At 73.4% G+C, this 19004-nt stretch carries 17 protein-coding genes; 9 read left to right on the top strand and 8 right to left on the bottom strand.

Annotated elements, in window-relative coordinates:
- Nucleotides 1-43 precede the first annotated feature (43 nt).
- The 4 genes from HD596_RS35655 (at nucleotide 44) to HD596_RS35640 (ending at nucleotide 2564) form a co-directional block, all read left to right on the top strand.
- A complete protein-coding gene (locus HD596_RS35655) occupies nucleotides 44-403 on the top strand; it encodes a luciferase domain-containing protein (RefSeq protein ID WP_185073888.1) in 360 nt (119 codons plus the stop codon).
- Nucleotides 404-493: 90 nt separating this feature from the next.
- Nucleotides 494-703 carry a three-helix bundle dimerization domain-containing protein gene (locus HD596_RS35650; RefSeq protein WP_185073886.1) on the top strand — a complete coding sequence of 70 codons (210 nt, stop codon included), beginning with the start codon at nucleotides 494-496 and terminating at the stop codon, nucleotides 701-703.
- Between the two features lie 83 nt (nucleotides 704-786).
- Nucleotides 787-1557 (top strand): DUF2267 domain-containing protein, encoded by a 771-nt coding sequence (locus HD596_RS35645; RefSeq protein ID WP_185073884.1) that lies wholly within the window; start codon nucleotides 787-789, stop codon nucleotides 1555-1557.
- 23 nt (nucleotides 1558-1580) lie between these two features.
- The gene (locus HD596_RS35640; protein ID WP_185073882.1) at nucleotides 1581-2564 is read left to right on the top strand and encodes an FkbM family methyltransferase; all 984 of its coding nucleotides are present in this window, start codon (nucleotides 1581-1583) and stop codon (nucleotides 2562-2564) included.
- 4 nt (nucleotides 2565-2568) lie between these two features.
- On the opposite strand, the gene HD596_RS35635 is transcribed toward HD596_RS35640, so the two are convergent.
- Together HD596_RS35635 and HD596_RS35630 are read right to left on the bottom strand one after the other, a co-directional pair.
- A complete protein-coding gene (locus HD596_RS35635; RefSeq protein ID WP_185073880.1) occupies nucleotides 2569-3207 on the bottom strand; it encodes a response regulator in 639 nt (212 codons plus the stop codon).
- Nucleotides 3147-4256 (bottom strand): sensor histidine kinase, encoded by a 1110-nt coding sequence (locus HD596_RS35630; RefSeq protein ID WP_246557489.1) that lies wholly within the window; start codon nucleotides 4254-4256, stop codon nucleotides 3147-3149. Before HD596_RS35630 ends, HD596_RS35635 begins: the two co-directional genes overlap by 61 nt.
- A gap of 98 nt (nucleotides 4257-4354) precedes the next feature.
- Between HD596_RS35630 and HD596_RS35625 the strand changes: the two genes are divergently transcribed.
- Together HD596_RS35625 and HD596_RS35620 are read left to right on the top strand one after the other, a co-directional pair.
- On the top strand, nucleotides 4355-7843 hold the full coding sequence (locus HD596_RS35625) for a serine/threonine-protein kinase (RefSeq protein WP_185073876.1): 3489 nt from the start codon (nucleotides 4355-4357) through the stop codon (nucleotides 7841-7843).
- Between the two features lie 51 nt (nucleotides 7844-7894).
- Entirely contained in the window at nucleotides 7895-8431 is a 537-nt protein-coding gene (locus HD596_RS35620; RefSeq protein WP_185073874.1) for a GNAT family N-acetyltransferase, read from the top strand.
- A 9-nt stretch (nucleotides 8432-8440) separates the two neighbouring features.
- On the opposite strand, the gene HD596_RS35615 is transcribed toward HD596_RS35620, so the two are convergent.
- Nucleotides 8441-9415 (bottom strand): helix-turn-helix domain-containing protein, encoded by a 975-nt coding sequence (locus tag HD596_RS35615; protein WP_185073871.1) that lies wholly within the window; start codon nucleotides 9413-9415, stop codon nucleotides 8441-8443.
- 153 nt (nucleotides 9416-9568) lie between these two features.
- Between HD596_RS35615 and HD596_RS35610 the strand changes: the two genes are divergently transcribed.
- The gene (locus HD596_RS35610; protein WP_185073869.1) at nucleotides 9569-13540 is read left to right on the top strand and encodes a S8 family serine peptidase; all 3972 of its coding nucleotides are present in this window, start codon (nucleotides 9569-9571) and stop codon (nucleotides 13538-13540) included.
- 38 nt (nucleotides 13541-13578) lie between these two features.
- On the opposite strand, the gene HD596_RS35605 is transcribed toward HD596_RS35610, so the two are convergent.
- Nucleotides 13579-14067, bottom strand: a complete 489-nt coding sequence (locus HD596_RS35605; RefSeq protein WP_185073867.1) for a hypothetical protein — start codon at nucleotides 14065-14067, stop codon at nucleotides 13579-13581.
- Between the two features lie 2 nt (nucleotides 14068-14069).
- Complete coding sequence (locus HD596_RS35600) at nucleotides 14070-14873, bottom strand: SAM-dependent methyltransferase (protein WP_185073865.1); 804 nt, start codon at nucleotides 14871-14873, stop codon at nucleotides 14070-14072.
- A gap of 275 nt (nucleotides 14874-15148) precedes the next feature.
- On the opposite strand from HD596_RS35600, the gene HD596_RS35595 reads away from it, so the two are divergent.
- Complete coding sequence (locus tag HD596_RS35595) at nucleotides 15149-15991, top strand: PP2C family protein-serine/threonine phosphatase (protein WP_185073864.1); 843 nt, start codon at nucleotides 15149-15151, stop codon at nucleotides 15989-15991.
- A gap of 45 nt (nucleotides 15992-16036) precedes the next feature.
- Nucleotides 16037-16891 (top strand): aldo/keto reductase, encoded by an 855-nt coding sequence (locus HD596_RS35590; RefSeq protein ID WP_185073862.1) that lies wholly within the window; start codon nucleotides 16037-16039, stop codon nucleotides 16889-16891.
- 87 nt (nucleotides 16892-16978) lie between these two features.
- Here the strand turns inward: HD596_RS35590 and HD596_RS35585 are convergent, their stop codons facing one another.
- From HD596_RS35585 to HD596_RS35575, 3 genes are read right to left on the bottom strand one after another with little or no spacing between them, the layout of a single operon-like run.
- Nucleotides 16979-17761: an IclR family transcriptional regulator gene (locus HD596_RS35585; protein ID WP_185073860.1), complete on the bottom strand. Its 783-nt coding sequence runs from the start codon at nucleotides 17759-17761 to the stop codon at nucleotides 16979-16981.
- Nucleotides 17762-17775: 14 nt separating this feature from the next.
- Nucleotides 17776-18723: a PDR/VanB family oxidoreductase gene (locus HD596_RS35580; RefSeq protein WP_185073858.1), complete on the bottom strand. Its 948-nt coding sequence runs from the start codon at nucleotides 18721-18723 to the stop codon at nucleotides 17776-17778.
- Nucleotides 18720-19004: a hypothetical protein gene (locus HD596_RS35575; RefSeq protein ID WP_185079468.1), complete on the bottom strand. Its 285-nt coding sequence runs from the start codon at nucleotides 19002-19004 to the stop codon at nucleotides 18720-18722. The genes HD596_RS35580 and HD596_RS35575 overlap by 4 nt, the downstream gene beginning before the upstream one ends.

Here is a 19004-nt window from a genome sequence, read left to right as displayed (position 1 = left end):
CGGACGATGGCGGGTCCGTGGTGCGGTGCATCAGCATGGAAACGTGACAGTCATTTCCGCCAGGCGGCGATCGACCGGGCGCCGGGGGCCGTACGTGGCCCGAGCGGTGGCCCAGCTGTTGTCCTGGCCGGCCCTGGAGCTGAGCGACACCAGGCGTGGCATGGCCTTCACCGTCCGCGGCACCGAGATCCTGCGCCTGACCGGCGCGGACGAGGTGAGCCTGTGCCTGACGGAGCCCGCGATCGAGCGGCTGGAGCCGTACCTGCGCGACTGCGTTCAGGTCCAGGTGGGCGCCGACCACGCGTGGGTGACCCTGAGGGTCGAGGCCGAGCCGGACCTTGATCTGCTGCTGGCGCTGACCAGCGTGGCGATCAAGGCGCACGCCGTGCCGGAGGTCGCTTGATATCGGGCATGGGCCGCCCGCCCATGGTGACTGATTTATACCGAAAAAGTGCTCTATGGGGCGGGCTTTGGAACGTGCTATGACAAGGTCATGGCGTACGACGAGCGCCTCGAACGCGAGGCGATCCAGGACGTGGTGACCAGGCTGGTCGCCAGATTCACCGGCACGCGCTCGGCCGAGCAGGTCGAGGCGGCAGTGCGGACGGCCTATGACCGATTCGCCACCAGCCCGGTGCGCGATTTCATCCCGGTGCTCGTGGAACACGATTCCAAGGAGCTGCTGCGCGGCGGCACCGTCTGACGGGGCCGCCCGAGGGGTGACGCTCCCCTTTTCCGGGGTAGCTGAGCAGGCGGAACTCGACAGGCTCGGCGCGGGGAGCGGGGATGTACTACGACCAGTTGCTCAAGATCGTGGAGCAGCAGACCGGGGCGGGGCCCCAGGCCGCCGAACGCGCCGTGCAGGCCACGCTCCGTACGCTCTCCGAGCGGCTCTCGAAGGACGAGAGCCGCGACCTGCTCAGGGAGCTGCCCCCGGAGGCGATGCCCTGGCTCTACACCGAGCGGGACCCCGAGACCTTCGGCGTCGAGGAGTTCTTGCGGCGGGTGGCCGAGCGCGCCGGGGTCGACGCCGAGACGGCCGGGCGGCACGCCCGCGCGGTGTTCTGGGCGATGGGGCAGGCGGTGAGTCCCGAGGAGTTCGCCGACATGGCGGCCGACCTCCCGGACGACTTCGAGGCCCTGGTCGCCGAGGCCGGGCGCGGGTACGTCGAGATCGTGCCGGCCAGGGAGTTCCTGGCCGGGGTCGCGGAACGGGCCGGGCTCGACTACGCGGGCGCGCGCCGGGCCACCGAGGCGGCGCTGGAGACGCTCGCCGAGCGCATCGCCCCGGGCAAGGTCGAGGACCTGGTCGGCCAGCTGCCCGTCCAGCTGCACGCGCCGCTGAAGCGCGGGGTGGGCGCGGGGCCCGGCCGGGAGGTCGCGCTGGAGGAGTTCGTCCGCCGGATCGCCACGCGCGAGGGCGTCTCCCCCGAGCGCGCCCGCGAGCACGCCAGGGCGGTCTTCGCCATGCTGCGCGAGTCGATCGCCGGTGAGGAGTACGCCGACGTGGCGGGCCGGCTGCCCGACGAATACCGGATCTTGCTCCCGCGCCCCTGACATTTGTCGGCAGGATGTGTTTCATGTTCATCTTGATCAAGCGGCTACGGCAGGGGCTCGCCATCCGGGTGATGCGGGCGGCCAGGGCGGCGAACCGGAGCCCGCTGGCCCGCAGGCTCTTACGCGGTCGCAGCATCCGGCGCTTCGCCCTGGTCAACCGGCTCTACCACACGGTGTTCCGGCTGGGCGTGACCACGGGCGAGGGCGACGCCGAGGCCCGTTACCGGGGCGTCGTGCTGACCGGCCCGGCGTGGGACGCCACGATCATGCCCTCGGTCTCGGCGGGCTACTACGAGGAGTTCGAGGTCGGCGTCTTCGAGCGGCTGGCCTCGATCAGCCGTTCCGTCCTCGACGTGGGGGCGAACATCGGCGTCTACACCTGCACCGGCGCGGCGCGCCTGCCCGCGGACGGCCGCCTGATCGCCTTCGAGCCGGTGCCGGAGAACCTCGGCTACCTGCGGCGCAACGTGGAGCGCAACGACCTCGCCGGCCGGGTGACCATCGAGCCCGTGGCCGTGGGGGCGGCGCCGGGCCGGCTCACCGTGCACCTGTCGGGCGAGCAGACGGGCAAGCACTCGGCCGCCGCGGCGAACGTCGGGACCGCCGCGGGCGCCCTCACCATACCCATGACCTCGATCGACTCCTACCTCGCCGGCGGCGGCCTCGGCCCGCCCGACCTCATCAAGATCGACGTCGAGGGCTACGAGGGCTTCGTGCTGCGGGGCGCGGCCGAGACCCTGGCCGCGCTGCCGGCGCTGCTGTTCGAGGTGCATCCCGAGCTCCAGGAGAACTGCGGCTGCGCCGCGGGCGAGCTGCTCGACCTCGTCTTCGCCCGCTACCCCTGGGTCTTCGTGATCGACGAGCTGGACAACGTCCTGCGGCCGTGCACGCGGGCGGAGCTCGACGACCCGCACGCGATCGGACTCTACCGCTCCAACCTCGCCGCCGTCGGCAGGCCGGAGCACCTCGACGCGTTACGGCAGTGGCACGGCCTCGGCACACCCTGAGGGATCACGGCTCGGCCCTGCCGGTGGCCCAGGCCCACGCGGCGATGGCGACCCGGTTCCTGGCCTCGATCTTGCGCTGGATCGCGGCGATGTGGTTCTTGACCGTGCCCGGCGCGAGGCAGAGCTCCGCGGCGATCTCGGCGTTGGTCCTGCCGTGCGCCACCATCGCCACGATCTCGTCCTCGCGCTGGGTGAGGACGACGTGCGGCGCCCCGGAAGGTGTCTCCGGCAGGCCGCGCTGGCGGAGCAGCCGGACGGTGAGCTGGGGGCTGATGAGCATGTCGCCGTTCATCGCGGCCCGGACGGCCTCGACCAGCAGCGCGGGGCCGGAGCGCTTGAGGACGAACCCGGAGGCGCCGTGCCGCAGCGCCGCGTCGACGTACTCGTCCAGCCCGAACGTGGTGACGATCACGACGTGGATGCCGGAGCCGGCCAGGGCGCGGGCCACCTCGATGCCGTCGGCCCCGGGCATGCGGATGTCGGCGAGCACCACGTCGGGCCCGATCGCCCTGGCGGTCTCGATCGCGGCCCGGCCGTCGGCGGCCTCGGCCACGACGGTCATGTCGGGCTGGGCGTCGAGGATCAGGCGGAAGGCGGCGCGGATGCCTTCCTGGTCGTCGGCGATGAGGATGCGGATGGCCACCCCGGCGATTGTGCCAGCGGCAGCCGGGCGGCCAGCGACCACCCGTCCGGTACGGCCCGCGCCACCAGGTCACCGCCCTGTTCCCGGACGAGCGCGGCCAGAGCGGGCAGACCGGACCCGCCTCGCCGGCCGCCCCTTGTTCCCGCCACGCCGTCGTTGGTCATGGTGATCTCGAGCGCGCCGGACTCCGCGGTCACGGCGAGGTCGACCCGGGCCGCCCGCGGGGCGTGCCGCCGCACGTTGGTCAGCCCCTCGATCACGATCCGGTAGGCCAGGGCCCCGGTGTCCGCGGGCACCGCCGGCACCGCGTCCATGCGCAGGCGGACCTCGGCGGGCCCCGCCTCGGAGAAGCGCTCGGCGGCGGCGCGGATGCCGTCGAGGTCGCCCGCCGGGGTGAGGGGCAGGTCGTGGTGGAGCGTGTCCAGGGTCCGGTCCAGCATCGACAGGGCGCGCTGGCCGGCCGCCTCGACGCGTTCGAGGGCGCGCAGCGGATCGCCCGCCACCATGCCCGCCTGGGCGTGCGCCACCATCTCGCTGAGGTCGTGGGCGACGAAGTCGTGCAGGTCCCGGGCCAGCCGCAGCCGCAGCGCGGTCCGGGCGTCGGCCGTCGCGCGCGCCTGCCGTACGTCGAGGAAGCGCAGGTAGCCGCCCACGGCGGCGGCCAGGAGCGCGCCCAGGCCCCAGAACGCGCACGCGCCCACCGCTTCCAGGAACGAGACCGGGAAGAAGAACCGCAGCAGCCAGACGGCCCCGGCCAGGCCCGCCGCCGACGCGGCCGGGGCCGCCCGCCGGGGCGGCGCGTACCGGACGACCAGGCCGGCCAGCGCCGCGAGCGCCAGGCCCTCGGCCATCCCCAGCAGGTCGGCGCCCGGCGCCGCCTCCAACGCGCCCATGACGTGGGCGAGCGTGACGGCCAGGGAGACGGCCGCGGCCAGGAGGGCCAGCGCGGGCAGGCGTGCCCTGAGCCGCCGCTGAAACGGCGCGGCCCCCACCGATGAAACCGCGAACGAGAGCGCGGCCAGCGCCGGTACGGCGTCGGCGACCCACATCCAGCTCACCGGACAGACGATACGCGCAGACCGGACCCCGGCCGGACTCCCTGGGGGCCCGCCGCAACTTTGGCGGGACCGGGGGCATCTAACCCGCCGTGGAGGCGCTGATCGCGGGGGACCCGCAGCGGATCGGGGACTACTGGCTGGCCGGGCGGCTCGGCGCGGGAGGTCAGGGGGTCGTGTACGACGCCTACGACCCCGACGGCCGGCGGGTGGCGGTGAAGGTGCTGCACGCGGCGGGAGACCGCGGGCGCTTCGCCAAGGAGGCGGCCGCCGCCGAGCGGGTGGCCTCGTTCTGCACCGCCCGGCTGCTGGCGGCCGATCTCGACGGCGGCAAACCGTACCTGGTCTCGGAGTACGTGCCGGGCCCGAGCCTGCGCGAGGCCGTACGGGAGGGGCGGCGCTTCACCGGCGACGACCTGCACCGGCTGGCGACGGCGGTGGCCACGGCGCTCACCGCGATCCACGAGGCGGGCGTCGTCCACCGCGACCTGAAGCCGGACAACGTGCTGCTCGGCCCGGACGGGCCGCGCGTGATCGACTTCGGCATCGCCAGGACGGCGGAGATGTCGCTGACCAGGACCGGCGAGCTGGCGGGCACGCCCGGTTACATGGCGCCCGAGGTGCTGACCGGGCAGCGGGCGGGGATGCCGGCCGACGTCTTCGCGTGGGGCGCGATCATGGTGTTCGCGGCCACCGGGCAGGACCCGTTCGGCGGCGAGAACCTGGGTGGCGTCATGCACCGCGTGCTGACGCACCACCCCGACCTGAGCGCGCTGCCCCCGGGGCTGGCCACGCTGATCGAGGCCGCGCTGGAGAAGGATCCGCGGGCCCGGCCGTCCGCCCGCGACCTGCTGCTGGCGCTGGTCAGCGGCGACGGGTCGGACGTGGGCGGGCTGCTGGCGGCCGGCAGCCGCCGCGCCGGGGGGATGCGGGTGCCCGACCGGGACGACCCCGCGCTGGGCGCGATCGCCGAGGACGCCTACGGCTCGCTCGGCCCGGAGGCGCGCGACCTGGCGGCCGAGGTGTTCCTGCGGCTGGTCGCAGTGAACGCCGACGGCCAGGAGACGCTGCGGACGGCCGGCCACGAGGAGCTGTTCGGCGGCCGGCCGGACCACGAGGCGGCGGCCGTCCAGCGGATCCTGGAGGCGTTCTCGTACGTGGTCACCACCAGGGACGGGTCGGTGGCGCTGGCGCGTCCCGGCCTGCTGCGGGCCTGGCCGCGCCTGCGCACCTGGATGGAGGCCGAGCGCGCCGGGCTGGAGATGCTGGACCAGATCAACGCGGCGGCGCGGCACTGGGAGGAGCACGGCCGGCGCGACGGCGACGTGCTGCAGGGCAGCCGCCTGGAGCAGGCGCTGAGCTGGGCGGCGACCGGCCGCAGGCATCTGACGCTGACCCCGTTCGAGCGCGATTTCCTGCGTGCGGGCACCGAGCTGACCAGGCGGCGCTCCCGGCGCAGGACGCTGGTCACGACGGCGCTGGCGGGGCTGCTGGCGGTGGCGCTGGTGGCGGGCGGGCTGGCCGTGTGGCAGCGCCGGCAGGCCGTCGAGCGGCTCGACATCCTGACCGCCAAGCAGGTGGCGGCCGAGGCCGACCGCATGCGCACCGCCGACCCGAGCCTGGCGATGCTGCTCAGCGTGGCCGCGTACCGGGTCTCGCCGCAGCCGGAGGCCCGCTCCAGTCTGATGGGCTCGCTCCAGCAGCAGGAGACGGCGGCCTTCCGCGACCCGCCGGTCAAGGGCATGGGCCGGCGGACGCTGAGCCGCGACGGGCGCACGCTGGTCAGCTTCAGCGAGGGCGGCGTCAACGTCTACGACGTGCGCACCGGCAGGCGGACGGCGAGCTGGCCCGGCATGACCCTGCGCGGGACGATCATCCAGGGCCCGGCGCTCAGCCGCAGCGGGCGCCTGCTCGCCCAGACCACCTCCGACGAGCTGGGCGTCTGGGACCTGAAGACGGGCAGGACGCTGGTGCGGAGATCGCTCGAGGCGACCGGGAACGGCGGCTACGGCGTCGTGTTCGGCGAGCACGAGACGACGCTCGTGGTCACCATGGCCGACGACGTCCCTTTCCTCATCGACGTGACCACGGGCAAGCGATTCGGCCGGATGGTCTATGCGGACCGGACGATGGCGCAGACCCCCGCGCCGCTCGTGGACCCGACGGGAAAGCACCTGCTGCTGCCCGGTTACCGGTTCGACCAGATCGCCCTGCCCGGCTGGACCGTCGAACGCCCCTTCCCCGCCTGCGTGAGGAACCACGTGCTGGCGGCCTACAGCGCGGACGGCAAGACCCTGGCCTGCGCCGACGTCGCGGGCGACATCGTCCTCGTGGACGCCGTCACGGGGCGGGAGCGCACGCTGAAGGAGACGCTGAACTGCGGGATCTGCCACGACTCCGCGCGGCTGCGCTTCAGCGCCGACGGGCGCTACATCGCCGGTTTCTACGGCCGCGACCTGGAGGTCATGCGGATCAGCGACCAGCGGACCGTCTTGCGCTACCGCGCCGAGGGCGAGTTCGGCGACGTCCGCTTCGACCCCGACGGCAGGACGCTGCGTTACCTCGTCGACGACACCGTCATCAGCGTGGACCTCACGCCGCGCACCCCGTCCGTCGCCCTGCCCGACACCCCGAGGCTCAGCCCTGACGCCCACTGGGCGGTGTCGTGGGCGAACGACGCCGAGCTGAGCGTGTTCGACCTGCGGACGCGCAAGGAGGCGGGCCGCATGCGTGTCGGGGAGGAAGGATCCGTCCTGGGTATGGACGACGCCGGCACCAGGCTGGCCGTCGCCGGCATGGACCGCACGATCACCCTGTGGGACCTGGCGAGCAGGCGGAAACTCTGGTCCAAGCGGGTGGGGGAAGGCGACTACCAGCCGGCGTACGTCGACTTCACCCCCGACGGGCGCAGGATCGCCATCACCCTCCTGCTGGGCCAGAGCCCGTTGATGAGCATGGCGGTGCTGGACGCCGCCGACGGCCGCGTGGTGGCCGCGTACCAGACCCGGCTGAACGTCGGCCCCTTCCTTCCGGGGCGGCAGGTGTTCGTCTCGGCCGACGGCCGGCTGGTCGACGTGATGACCGGCAAGGCCGCCGGCTCCGGGCTCGGCGATGCCGGCGCGCTGGCCGTCAGCCGTGACGGGCTCCTGGCCGTACAGGAGTCCGCCACCCACCGGATCGGGCTGTGGGACGTCAAGGGCCCGACGCCGCTGCGTCCCGTCCTGCCCCGCGCCGCCGGCGCCAGCTCCGTCATGGTCTTCTCGCCGGACGGCAGGACCCTCGCCACGTCCACCGACGAGGGCGTGCTGGAGCTCTGGGACGTCCGGTCCAGGCGCCGGCTGGGCAGCTCGTACCGGGTCGGGGAGTTCGCCCCCTCGTCCATGGCCTTCGGCCCCGACGGGAGCGTCCTGTACGTCGGCATGCAGGACGGCCTGACGGCCGGGGCCGTGCGCGAGGTGCCCGTCGGGGACGCGCTGGTGATCGGGAAGGTGTGCGCGCGGGCGGGCCGCACGCTCACGCCCGCCGAATGGGACCGCTACCTCCAGGACGTGCCGTACCAGGACGTGTGCGCGGCTCGGTAAGATAATGCGGGTATATTGCTCTTGCAAACTTTTCGCAATTAGGCTGCGTGCATGCATCACGACGGACCTGGCATCACCGCGATATCCGCCCAGATCATCGACCTCTACGAGCGCTGCTACGCCGCTCCGCCGTGGTCGGAGACCCCCGAGCAGCTCGGACGCTACCCCGCCAAGCTCGCCGCGGGCGCCGCCAAACCGGGTTTCAGCGCGCTGACCACGAGCGACGGCGCCGGTCGGCTCACCGGCGTCTGCTACGGCTGGCCGACCCCGGACGAGCTGAGCGGCAACCGCGTCTACGACGCCCTCGTCACGGCGTTCGGCCTGCCCGCCGCGACCGCGCTGACCCGTGGCGCCTTCGAGGTCGTCGAGCTCTTCGTCCACCCCGGCCACCAGGGCCAGGGGATCGGCGCGCGCCTGCTCGACCGGATGACCGCCGGCCGGTCCTCCGCCTGGCTCATCACCGACCCCGGCGCACCCGCCGCCGGCCTCTACCGCAGGCTCGGGTGGCGGGAGGCGGGCCCGCTGCCGCCGGACTTCTACCCGCGGTCGCGAGCGTCGGTCTTCACCCTGACCCGGCCGGACGCGTGATGACCGGGGCTAGATCCAGCCGCGCTCCCGGGCTGCCAGCCCCGCCTGGAAGCGGGTGATGGCGTTCAGCTCCTGCATGACGGCGTGGATGCGGCGCTGAACCGTGCGCAGCCCGAGCCCCAGCGACCGCGCGATGGCCTCGTCCGTCAGGCCGCCCGCGAGCAGCGCGAGCAGATCCCGGGTCAGCTCGTCGGGCTCGCCGGGGCCGGCGGCGGGCCGGGGCGCCCCGCGCAGCGGGAACCCCCGCCGCCACTCGAGCTCGAACAGCGCGATCAGCGCGTCGAGCAGGGCGGACCGGTGCAGGATGAACGCCGCGTCGATGGCGTACGCCCCGTTGCGGATGGGGATCAGCGCGAGCGCGTCGTCGGCGATCCACATCTTGGCCGCCGCCCCGGCCACCACGCGGGCCTTCTCGCCGTGGGCCACGGAGTCCTGGACGAGCCGCAGCTTGCCGGGCAGCGCCAGCGACTCCAGGTCGTACACGCTGCGGTAGTCGATGCCCGACCTGAGCATGCGCCGCTCGCGCTCGACGTTGTCGGCGTGGCCGCGCATGACGTACGGGGGCTTGTCGATGTTGCGGAACATGCTCTGCGCGCTGTCCTGGAGCGCGTACGCCCTGCTGATGATGTTGTCGGTCCCCGTGACGACCTCGACCTGCTCGGCCGGGTGCGCCGCGTAGCGGGAGGCCAGGTGGAACGACGTGGTGAGCTCGTGGATGGCCGTGCGCACCTGGTGGAGCTCCTCCTCCTGGCGGGTGAGCAGCGGCCTGAAGGCGATGTCGGGGGCGACGGCGACGTAACGGGCGCGGCGGCCCGGCAACCTGCTGGCCAGGCCGCGCCGCGCGAAGGCCGCCAGCGTCCGGGCCGCCAGGGGCGTCGAGACGCCGCAGTGCGTGGCGAGCTCGGCGGCGGAGGATCGCGGGTTCTCGACGAGCGTCGCGTAGAGGCGGCTCTCGGCCGGTGACAGGCCGATCGCTCCGAGCATCGGCGACGCCCTTTCTCCGCCCGCGGGATGGCGGGTTACCGCCACCTGGCGGGTTTTGGCCCGTTCGGCGGACTTGTGCCCTGACTGATTCCCAGATTAGGTCAGCGAGGAAACGATCTCCGGCGTTTCCCAGGTCTGGAGAAAGGTGTGCGTATGCTGTCCACCCCCCGGCGCCGCGGACTCGTGGCCTTATTCGCGTCCTTACTCGCGGTGCCGCTCGCCGCGGCCCCGGAGCCGGCCACCGCGGCGACCGTCACGACCGTCACGACCGCCACGACCGGGGCGGCCACGAGGGCGAACGCGCCGGTGACCGGCCTGCCGCCGGTCAGGATCACGCTGATCACCGGGGACACCGTCACCTACTCCAAGGACGCCGCGGGCCGCGCCTCGGCCACGCTGGAGCCCGTCGAGGGCGAGCAGGCGCGGACGTACCAGGCCCAGCAGGACGACCACGGCTACTACGTGATCCCCGCTGACGCCGCCCCTTACGTCAGCAGGGGCCTGGTGGACAAGGAGCTGTTCAACGTCGACTACCTGGCGGCCAACGGCTACGCCGACGCCAGGACCACGCAGCTGCCGCTCATCGTGCAATACCAGCCGCAGACCAGGGCCGCCGACCTGGCGGGCAAGGCCAGGTCGCTGAAGGGCGGCACCGAGCCGATGGTGCTGGAGAGCATCGACGGCGCCGCGATCAAGGTGGACAAGAAGCAGGCCGCCGCGTTCTGGCAGTCCCTGGGAGGGGGCCAGAACGACGCCAGAGCCCTGACGAGCGGCCTGCGCAAGGTGTGGCTCGACGGCAAGGTCAAGGCGCTCGACGACGTCAGCAACCCGCAGATCGGCGCCCCCGCGGCCTGGGCGGCCGGCTACGACGGCACGGGCGCCAAGGTCGGCGTCATCGACAGCGGCATCGACCTGGCGCACCCTGACCTGCAGGGCAGGATCGTCTCGTCCCGCAACTTCGTCCCGGCCGGCAAGCCGGGCGGCGGCAACCCCGACGAGGTCACCGACCGGGTCGGTCACGGCACCCACGTGGCGTCCATCATCGCGGGCAGCGGCGCCGCCTCCGGCGGCAAGTACAAGGGCGTCGCCCCCGGCGCCAGGCTGACCATCGCCAAGGCCCTGGACGACACGGGCAGCGGCAACAACTCCGAGATCATCGCGGCGATGCAGTGGCAGGCGGCCACCGAGCACGTCCGGGTGGTCAACATGAGCCTGGGCAGCCAGAGCCCGACCGACGGCACCGACCCGCTGAGCCAGGCGGCCAACGAGCTGACCGCCGAGTACGGCACGCTGTTCGTGGTCGCGGCCGGCAACGCGGGCCCCGGCCGGTACACCATCGCCTCCCCCGGCGCCGCGACCTCGGCGCTCACCGTCGGCGCCGTGGACTCGGCCGACAAGATCGCTTCGTTCTCCAGCCGCGGCCCGCGCCTGAGCGAGGACTTCGCGATCAAGCCGGAGATCACCGCCCCCGGCGTGAACATCATCGCCGCGCGCGCGGCGGGCACCTCGCTGGGCGAGGGCAGCAGCGTCCCGGGCGGCGGCCCGATCGACGACAACTACACCGCGGCGTCCGGCACCTCGATGGCCGCCCCGCACGTGGCCGCCTCCGCCGCGATCCTCGCCGCCCAGCACCCCGACTGGACGCCCGAGCAGCTCAAGACCGCGCTGACGGGCACCGCCAAGCCGATCGACGCCACGGTCTACGACCAGGGCTCGGGGCGGCTGGACATCGGGCAGGCCGTCACCCAGCAGGTCTTCGACGACCTGGCGACGGTCCACGCGGGGTTCACCGACCCGTACACCGGCCAGACGCTGAGCAGGAAGGTGACCTTCCGCAACACCGGCAAGGACCCCGTCACGCTGGCCCTGTCGATGACGCTCAAGCGCGGTGACGCCCAGCCGCCCGCCGGGATGGCCACGCTCACCCCGTCGTCGCTGACCGTCCCCGCGGGCGGGTCCGCGAGCGCGGACCTCACCGTCGAGCCCACGCTCGGCGACCCCGGCTGGTACGAGGGCCGCCTGACGGCCACCGCGGGCACGACCCGGCTGACCGCGCCGATCGCCCTCCACAAGGGCGCCAAGCTGGACACCCTGCGCGTCAGGCTGGTCGGAAAGCCGGAATGGACGCTCAACCCGGGGATCCTGTCCGCCCTCCGGGTCAGCGACACCGACCCGCTCCTCCAGGGCGAGCCGATGACCACGGCCACCGAGAACTGGCGGACCACCGACACGCCCGGCACGCTGGAGACCGAGCTCAAGCTCGCGCACGGCGGCGTCTACTCCATCGGCGACATGCCCTGGTGGTACACCAGGCCGGACCGGCAGATCCAGAACGCCCTGCTGCTCGCCCCCGAGATCAAGCTCGACGGCGACACCACGCTGACCCTGGACGCCACCGACGTCGAGCCGATCCAGGTGAGCACGCCGCGCGCGTCCGAGCCGGTGTTCATGAACGTGATGGTCGTCCGCACGACCGCCTCGGGCCAGATGTACGGGGGCGCGTCGCTGCTCAGCTACGAGCCGGTCAACCGGGGCAAATTCTGGGTCGCGCCGGTGCGCAAGGCGCCCACGGTGGGCACCTCCACGGTGCTGTTCGACCAGGTCCGCCGCGCGCCCGAGGTCGAGCTGGCCGTGCCGGGGCTCCGGCTCAACCCGCACTACGTCAGCGAGCACGACCCGCTGGTGCCGAAGTTCGCCGCCGACCGGCGCCTGAGCCTGACCACGGGCGACGACGTGCGCGGCGGCGCGGACGCCCGCGGCAAGCTCGTGTACCTCCCGGCCAGGGACTCGCTCGACCTCTTCACGGCCGACGTGGACCTGGCGATCAAGGCGGGGGCCGCCGGCGTGGTCACCAGCGACCGGTTCGCCTGGCTGCTCAGCGACTCGCACTACACGGACCACAACAAGATCCCGGTGCTGTGGATCGACAGCGGCGAGGCGGACCGGCTCGGCAAGGCCCTGGCCCGCAAGCCGTACCCGAGCGCCGCCCTGCGGGTCACGCCGACCACCCCGTACGAGTACAAGCTGGCCTACTACCTGAAGGGCACCACGGCGGGCCGCCTGAACTTCGCCCCGAAGGCGCGCGAGCTCACCGAGATCGACACCACCTACCACGCCCAGTTCGCCCCCGAGCCCGGCACGTGGGGCCCGTACACGAACTTCACCGAGGTCAACCACACCTACATCCCCGAGCAGCGCTTCAGCATCCGCGGCTCGCACGCCTTCGCCGGGCCCACGGCCAGGACCGAGTACTACAACGCGCCCGGCCGGGACGTGCTGTGGGAGCGCGAGTACACCTTCATCGACGCCCCCGCGGGCGCCGCCCGCTTCGCCTCCTCCGCCCGCGGCTTCACCGGCGGCGCCAAGGAGCGGGAGGACTGGAACGAGGCCATCATGCCCTCGCAGTTCGCGGCCGGCCCCGGCCTGCCGGACTGGATCAGCCCCGTCATCTACTGCGACGGCTGCCGCCAGGGCGACCGGCTGCGGCTGCGCGCGCTCAGTCCGGCCGGCTTCGGCTACTACTCCGACGCCTCCGACCCGACCCACATGTACCAGGGCGCGCCGGGGACCGAGGAGATCCGGCTGTTCAGCGGCGCCACCGAGGTCAAGCCGCAGTACGACGACCTGGGCGTGCCCTTCTACAGCGTCCCCGCCGGGTCCGGCACCTACCGGCTGACGAGCTCGTGGAAGGACGCGTTCCCCGGCAAGCACGCCGGCACCGGGGTCGAGACCAGCTGGACGTTCCGCTCCGCCCGCCCCACGGGCGACAGCAACCCCTACCCCTGCCTGGACTCCGTGCTGTGGGAGGACAAGCAGCCCTGCGCCCAGGTTCCGATGATCCGGCTGCGCTACGAGCTCGGGCTGCCGGAGAACGACACGGTCCAGGGCGGCCGGCCGTTCACCTTCACCGTCAGGACCGAGGGCGGCCGCTCACCGTCGCTGCGGGCGGCCTGGATCTCCGGGGACAAGGGCGCGCACTGGACCCGGGCCGCGGTGCTGCCCGGCGGCAAGGTGCTGGCGGTCAACCCCAAGGGCCCCGGCAGCATCTCGATCAAGGTGGAGGCGCAGGACAGGGACGGCAACTCCGTCCAGCAAATCCTCTCCGACGCCTACCTCGTGAAGTGAGCGCGGGAGCGGGGGCCGGGACACCCTGGCCCCCGCTCTCAGCCGCCTGGTCCGGTCCGCCGGCCCGGGGCGGCGTCCCCGTTCCTGGGCAGGTCGCCGCGCTCCACCGGGGCCGGCGGCGAGGGGGCGGGCGGCCCCGTGCCGGTCACCGGGCGGGCGCCCTGGGCGGCCCGCTTCAGCACCGCCCGGTCCACCTGGCCGACCGGGCAGATCAGCCGGATGTGGTGGTCCTTGCGAACGGCGGCGTACTCCTGGTCGCCGCCGTTCACGGCGTACCAGCCGCCGCCGTCGCGCTCGCACGTGCCGGTGCGTACGTACGGCCCGCGGTCGATCCGCAGCTCCACCCGCTTGCCGTCAGGTGAGACGTAGACCGCGCCGAACCCGTCGTCGTTGATCACGCCGACCGACTGCTCGGCCACCTCGTACCCGGGCAGGTCCACCACGTACATCAGCTCGGGGGCCGCGCCCTGCCGCCGGGCCAGGTCCACGGCCGCCCGGCTCAGCTCGGTGCCCCGGCGCGGCGGCACGGTCAGGGCTTGCGGGCGATGCCGCCGAACATGAGGCGCTGGCCCACGGTCAGCTCCTCGGGGACGGCCGCCTCCGGGCGCCACAGCGGCAGCGGCACGACACCCGGCTCCACCAGCTCGAACCCCTGGAAGAAGCCGGTGATCTCCGCGACGGTGCGGAACCTGCCGGTGCCGAGGAGCGCGAGGTACTGCTTCTCCGCCTCGCGGGACTCCTGGCTCGAGTCGCAGAAGTGGGTGATGAACAGGTAGCTGCCCGACGGGACGGCGGCCATGTACGCCTCGACGATCCCCTGCGGGTCCTCGTCGTCGTGCAGGTGGTGCAGGATGCCGACGAGCATCACGCCGACCGGGCGGTCGAAGTCGATGAGCCTCTGGACGGCCTCGTCACCGAGGATCACCGCCGGGTCGCGCAGGTCCGAGGTGACCACCGCGGTGCGCTCGTTCTCGGCCAGGAGCGCCCTGCCGTGGGCCAGCACCATCGGGTCGTTGTCGACGTAGACCACGCGGGCCTCCGGGTTCGCGCGCTGCGCGACCTGGTGGGTGTTCTCCACGGTCGGCAGCCCCGAGCCGAGGTCGAGGAACTGCGTGATGCCCTGCTCGATCATGAACCGGACGCCGCGGTCCAGGATCTGGCGGTTGTAGGCCGCCACGTCGTAGATCTCCGGGATGACCTTGACGATCTCCGCGACGAACGCGCGATCGACCTCGAAGTTGTCCTTGCCGTGCAGGACGACGTCATAGGCCCTGGCGATGCTGGGCCTGGTCGTGTCGATCGCGCTCTTCCACTCATCCGACTTCTCGCCCACAGGTGCCCTTCCTCACGGAGTCGATCTTCAGGATCATAGGCGGATCCGGCCCGACAAATGCGCTTATCGCCGTAATGTCGCCAGCCGTCTGCTTCGCCGCGCGGCACGCCGTACGCGCCGCGGCCCTGGAAGGCGGCTTCGGCCCCGCCTTCCGGTTTAAGCTGATTGCGGCGGTGAGCGAGCTGGCCCGCGACTGCTACGGACACGGAGGCGACAGGGGGGCTGGTGGTCGAGCAGCGCGTACCGCGGCCTCGGCATGGTCGGGGGGCGGTGTGATGTCCGTCCCCGATGAGCCGCTGCGGCGGATCCGCATGCTGGAGGGCGAGCTGGCCGACGCCCGCCAGGACGTGCTGGCCCTGGTCGCGGAGCTGGAGGAGCGCGACGTACGGCTCAGGCGGGCCCACCGGGCGATCTTCCGCGAGCTGGAGGACGCCCTGCGCCCGCCGATCCCGCACGTGGAGCAGGCGCGGCTCGCGGTCTACTACTCCTCCTCCGAGGACGACGCGCCGACCGGCGGCGACCTCTACGACGTGGTGATCATGCCGGGCGGCGAGCTGCACGTCGTCGTGGTGGACGCGGCCGGCCACGGCGTGGCCAGCACCCGGGCCGCGCTCAACATCATCCACGCCGTCCGCGTGCTCTCCCTGGCCGGGCTGCCGCTGGAGAACGTCGTGGAGCGCGCCGCGGCCATCCTGCAGCCGGTCTATCCCGACCTGGCCGGCACCGTGCTGGTGGCCCGCTTCGACCCCCGTACCGGCGTGCTCCGGGTGGCGACCGGCGGCCATCCGCCGCCGCTGATCGTGGCGCCCGGCGAGCCGGCGACGTACCTGGAGGCGTGGGGGCGCGGCCTCGGCTACCCGGATCCGGGCAGCGACCACGTGGCCGAGCGGTGGCTGGGGCCCGGCACGCTGGTGCTGTTCTACACCGACGGGCTGGTGGAGGCCCGGCGCGATCTCAACGCGGGGCTGGACGAGCTGGCCGAGCTGGCGGGCCGGCACCGCGATCTGCCGGTGGACGAGCTGACCGACACCCTCGTACGGATGATGCGCCGCGAGGTGCTGCACAGCGACGACACCCTGCTCCTGGCCATGCGCTGGACGCCGACGCGGGAAGGTTGACCTGGAGTGCGCTCCAGGGGGCAGGGTGGATCCATGCACAACGCCATGCGAACGCGCACCATCGGAAACCGCCAGGTCGGGGCCGTCGGGCTCGGCGCCATGCCCATGTCGGTGGCCGGGCACATGCCCGACGAGGACCAGTCGATCCGCACCCTTCTCGCCGCCCTGGAGGCCGGGGTCACCCTGATCGACACGGCAGACGCCTACACGCCTTCGCACGACGACGTCGGCCACAACGAGCGTCTGGTCGCCCGCGCCCTGGCCCGCTGGGGCGGCGACGCCGACACGGTGCTGGTCGCGACCAAGGGCGGCCACACCCGCACGCCCGGCGGCGGCTGGTCCGTGAACGGCGACCCGTCGTACCTCAAGGAGGCCTGTGAACGCTCGCTCAAGGCCCTCGGCGTGGAGAGCATCGGTCTCTACCAGCACCACCGGCCCGACCCGAAGGTGCCGTACGCGGAGACCATGGGCGCGCTGAAGGACCTGCACGACGCCGGCAAGATCCAGATGGCCGGCATCTCGAACGCCGACCCCGAGCAGATCAGGCTCGCCCACGACATCCTGGGTGAGCGGCTGGTGAGCGTGCAGAACGAGTATTCTCCGCGCTTCCGCTCCAGCGAGCCCGAGATCGACGTCTGCGCCGAGCTCGGGCTGGCGTTCCTGCCCTGGTCGCCGCTGGGCGGCATCGGCCGTACCGGGGAGCTGAGCCGGCGGGACGCCTTCACGGAGATCGCCGAGGCGCGCGGGGTGTCCCCCCAGCGGGTCTGCCTCGCCTGGGAGCTGGCCCGCAGCCCGGTCGTCATCCCCATCCCCGGCGCCAGCCGGCCGGAGACGATCGTCGACTCCGTCGGCGCCGCGGACCTGGAGCTCAGCGAGGAGGAGCTGGCCCGCCTCGGCTGACCGGAGCTCTTGCGATCTGAAGGTGACCGGGCCCGTCACGGTCCGAGAGTGACCGGGCCCGTCACGGTCCGAGAGTGACCGGGCCCGTCACGGTCCGAGGGTGGACGGCGGCAGCGCGCGGGAGATGGCGCGGGCGCTGGTGCGCAGGAGCGGGGCGAGCGCGTGGGGCGACGTGCTGCCATGGTGGACCACGAGCGACACCGCGGCCACGACGTCGCCCCGGGCGTCGTGGATCGGCGCCGCGACCGACAGGGCGTCCATCGTGACCTGCCGGTCGCTGACGGCGTACCCGCGGGCGCGGGTGTCGGCGAGCGCGGCGCGGATCTGCCGCGCGGTGGTCATGGTCCGTTCGGTGTAGCGCGTCATGGGGCCGGCCACGACCTGCTCCTGCACCTCGGCGGGCGCGTACGCGAGCAGCACGAGCCCGACGCCCGTGGCCGTGAGCGCGAAGCGGCCGCCGACCCGGGTCAGCACGGGGACGGCCCTGCTCCCGGCGATCCGTTCGACGAACACCACCTCGGTGCCCTCCCGGACGGCCAGCTGCACGTTCTCGCGGGTGACCTGGGACAGGTCCTCCAGGTACGGCAGGGCGGCCTCGCGCAGGCCCAGCCCGCGAGGGGCGAGCGAGCCGATCTCCCACAGGCGCAGGCCGATGTGGTAGCACCCGGCCGGATCCCGTTCGAGCGCGCCCCAGGCCAGCAGCTCCGCGGCCAGCCGGTGCACGGTGGAGACCGGCAGGCGCGCGTGCCGGGACAGCTCGCTGAGGGTGAGCGAGCGCCGGTCGGGCGTGAACGCGCCGAGGATCTGCAGCGCGCGGGCCACGACCGGGCCGGTGCGCTCGGCCGTCTGCCGGGGGGCTGGGATCTGCATCGGCGGCTCCCTGGTCAGAGTTCGAGGACCAGCTTGGGGCAGGCGGCGCGGGAGACGCAGACGAACATCGTGTCGTTCACCGCCCGCTCCTCGGAGGTGAGGAGGGAGTCGCGGTGGTCGACCGCGCCGGCCAGCACCGCGGTCTCGCAGGTGCCGCAGGTCCCCTCATGGCACGAGGATAGGACCTGCACGCCGGCCTCCAGCACGACGTCGAGGATCGAGCGGTCCGGGGGCACGGTGAGGGTGACGCCCGTGACGGCCAGTTCGACCTCGAACGACTCCGTCCGTACGGGGCCGGCCGCCTCCTTGGGCTCGAAGCGCTCCACGTGCAGCGTGCCGGGCGGACGGTCCGCGCAACGGCGCTCGACGGCCTCCAGCAGCGGCGCGGGGCCGCAGCAGTACACGAGGGTGTCCGGCGTGGCCCGCGCCAGCAGGGCGTCCAGGTCGAGCAGGCCGTGCTCGTCCTGCGGGCGCAGCTCCACCCGGTCGCCGTGCGCGGCTTCGAGGTCGCGGGCGAACGCCATCGAGCCCGCCGTACGGCCGCCGTAAGCCAGGTGCCACTCGGCGCCGGCGGCGTCGGCGGCCCGCACCATCGGCAGGATGGGCGTGATGCCGATGCCTCCGGCGACGAACAGGTAGCGCGGCGCCGGGTGGAGCGGGAAGTGGTTGCGCGGGCCGCGGGCGAGGACCGCCGTGCCCGGGTGGAGGTCCTCGTGCACGTACGCCGAGCCGCCCCGGCCGTCCGGCTCGCGCAGCACCGCGACGCGCCAGGTCGTGCGGTCGGCCGGGTCGCCGCACAGCGAGTACTGGCGGACGCGGTCGCCGCCGAGCACCAGGTCGATGTGCGCGCCGGGCTCCCACGCGGGCAGGTCGGCGCCTGCCGGATCGCGCAGGTCGAGGGCGACGACCCCGTGGGCGACGGGCTCGCGCGCATGCACGACCAGCTTGCGTTCCGCGCTCATCGGGCGGCCCCCGTCCCCGGCAGGACGTCAGCGCGCACCTTCCCGGCGGGAGCCTCAGCGCGCGCCCTCCCGGTGGGGGCGTCAGGGGTCGTCGGGTCGGTGCGGGTGTCGTTGGGCGTCGGGTCGGTGGGGGTGTGGTGGCCGGTCGGGTGGCCGAGGAGCCATTCCCAGACCTCGACGGGTCCTTCGGCGACGTGTACGGCGCCGCAGTGGCACGTGCCCTGGAGCAGGTCGCTCCCCGGCAGCCACACCACGCGGAGCAGCCCACGCCGGGCGGGCAT

The organism is Nonomuraea jabiensis, from assembly GCF_014204795.1.
GTDB classification, from domain to species: Bacteria; Actinomycetota; Actinomycetes; order Streptosporangiales; family Streptosporangiaceae; genus Nonomuraea; species Nonomuraea jabiensis.
This window is presented reverse-complemented; position numbering and strand designations above follow the sequence as displayed.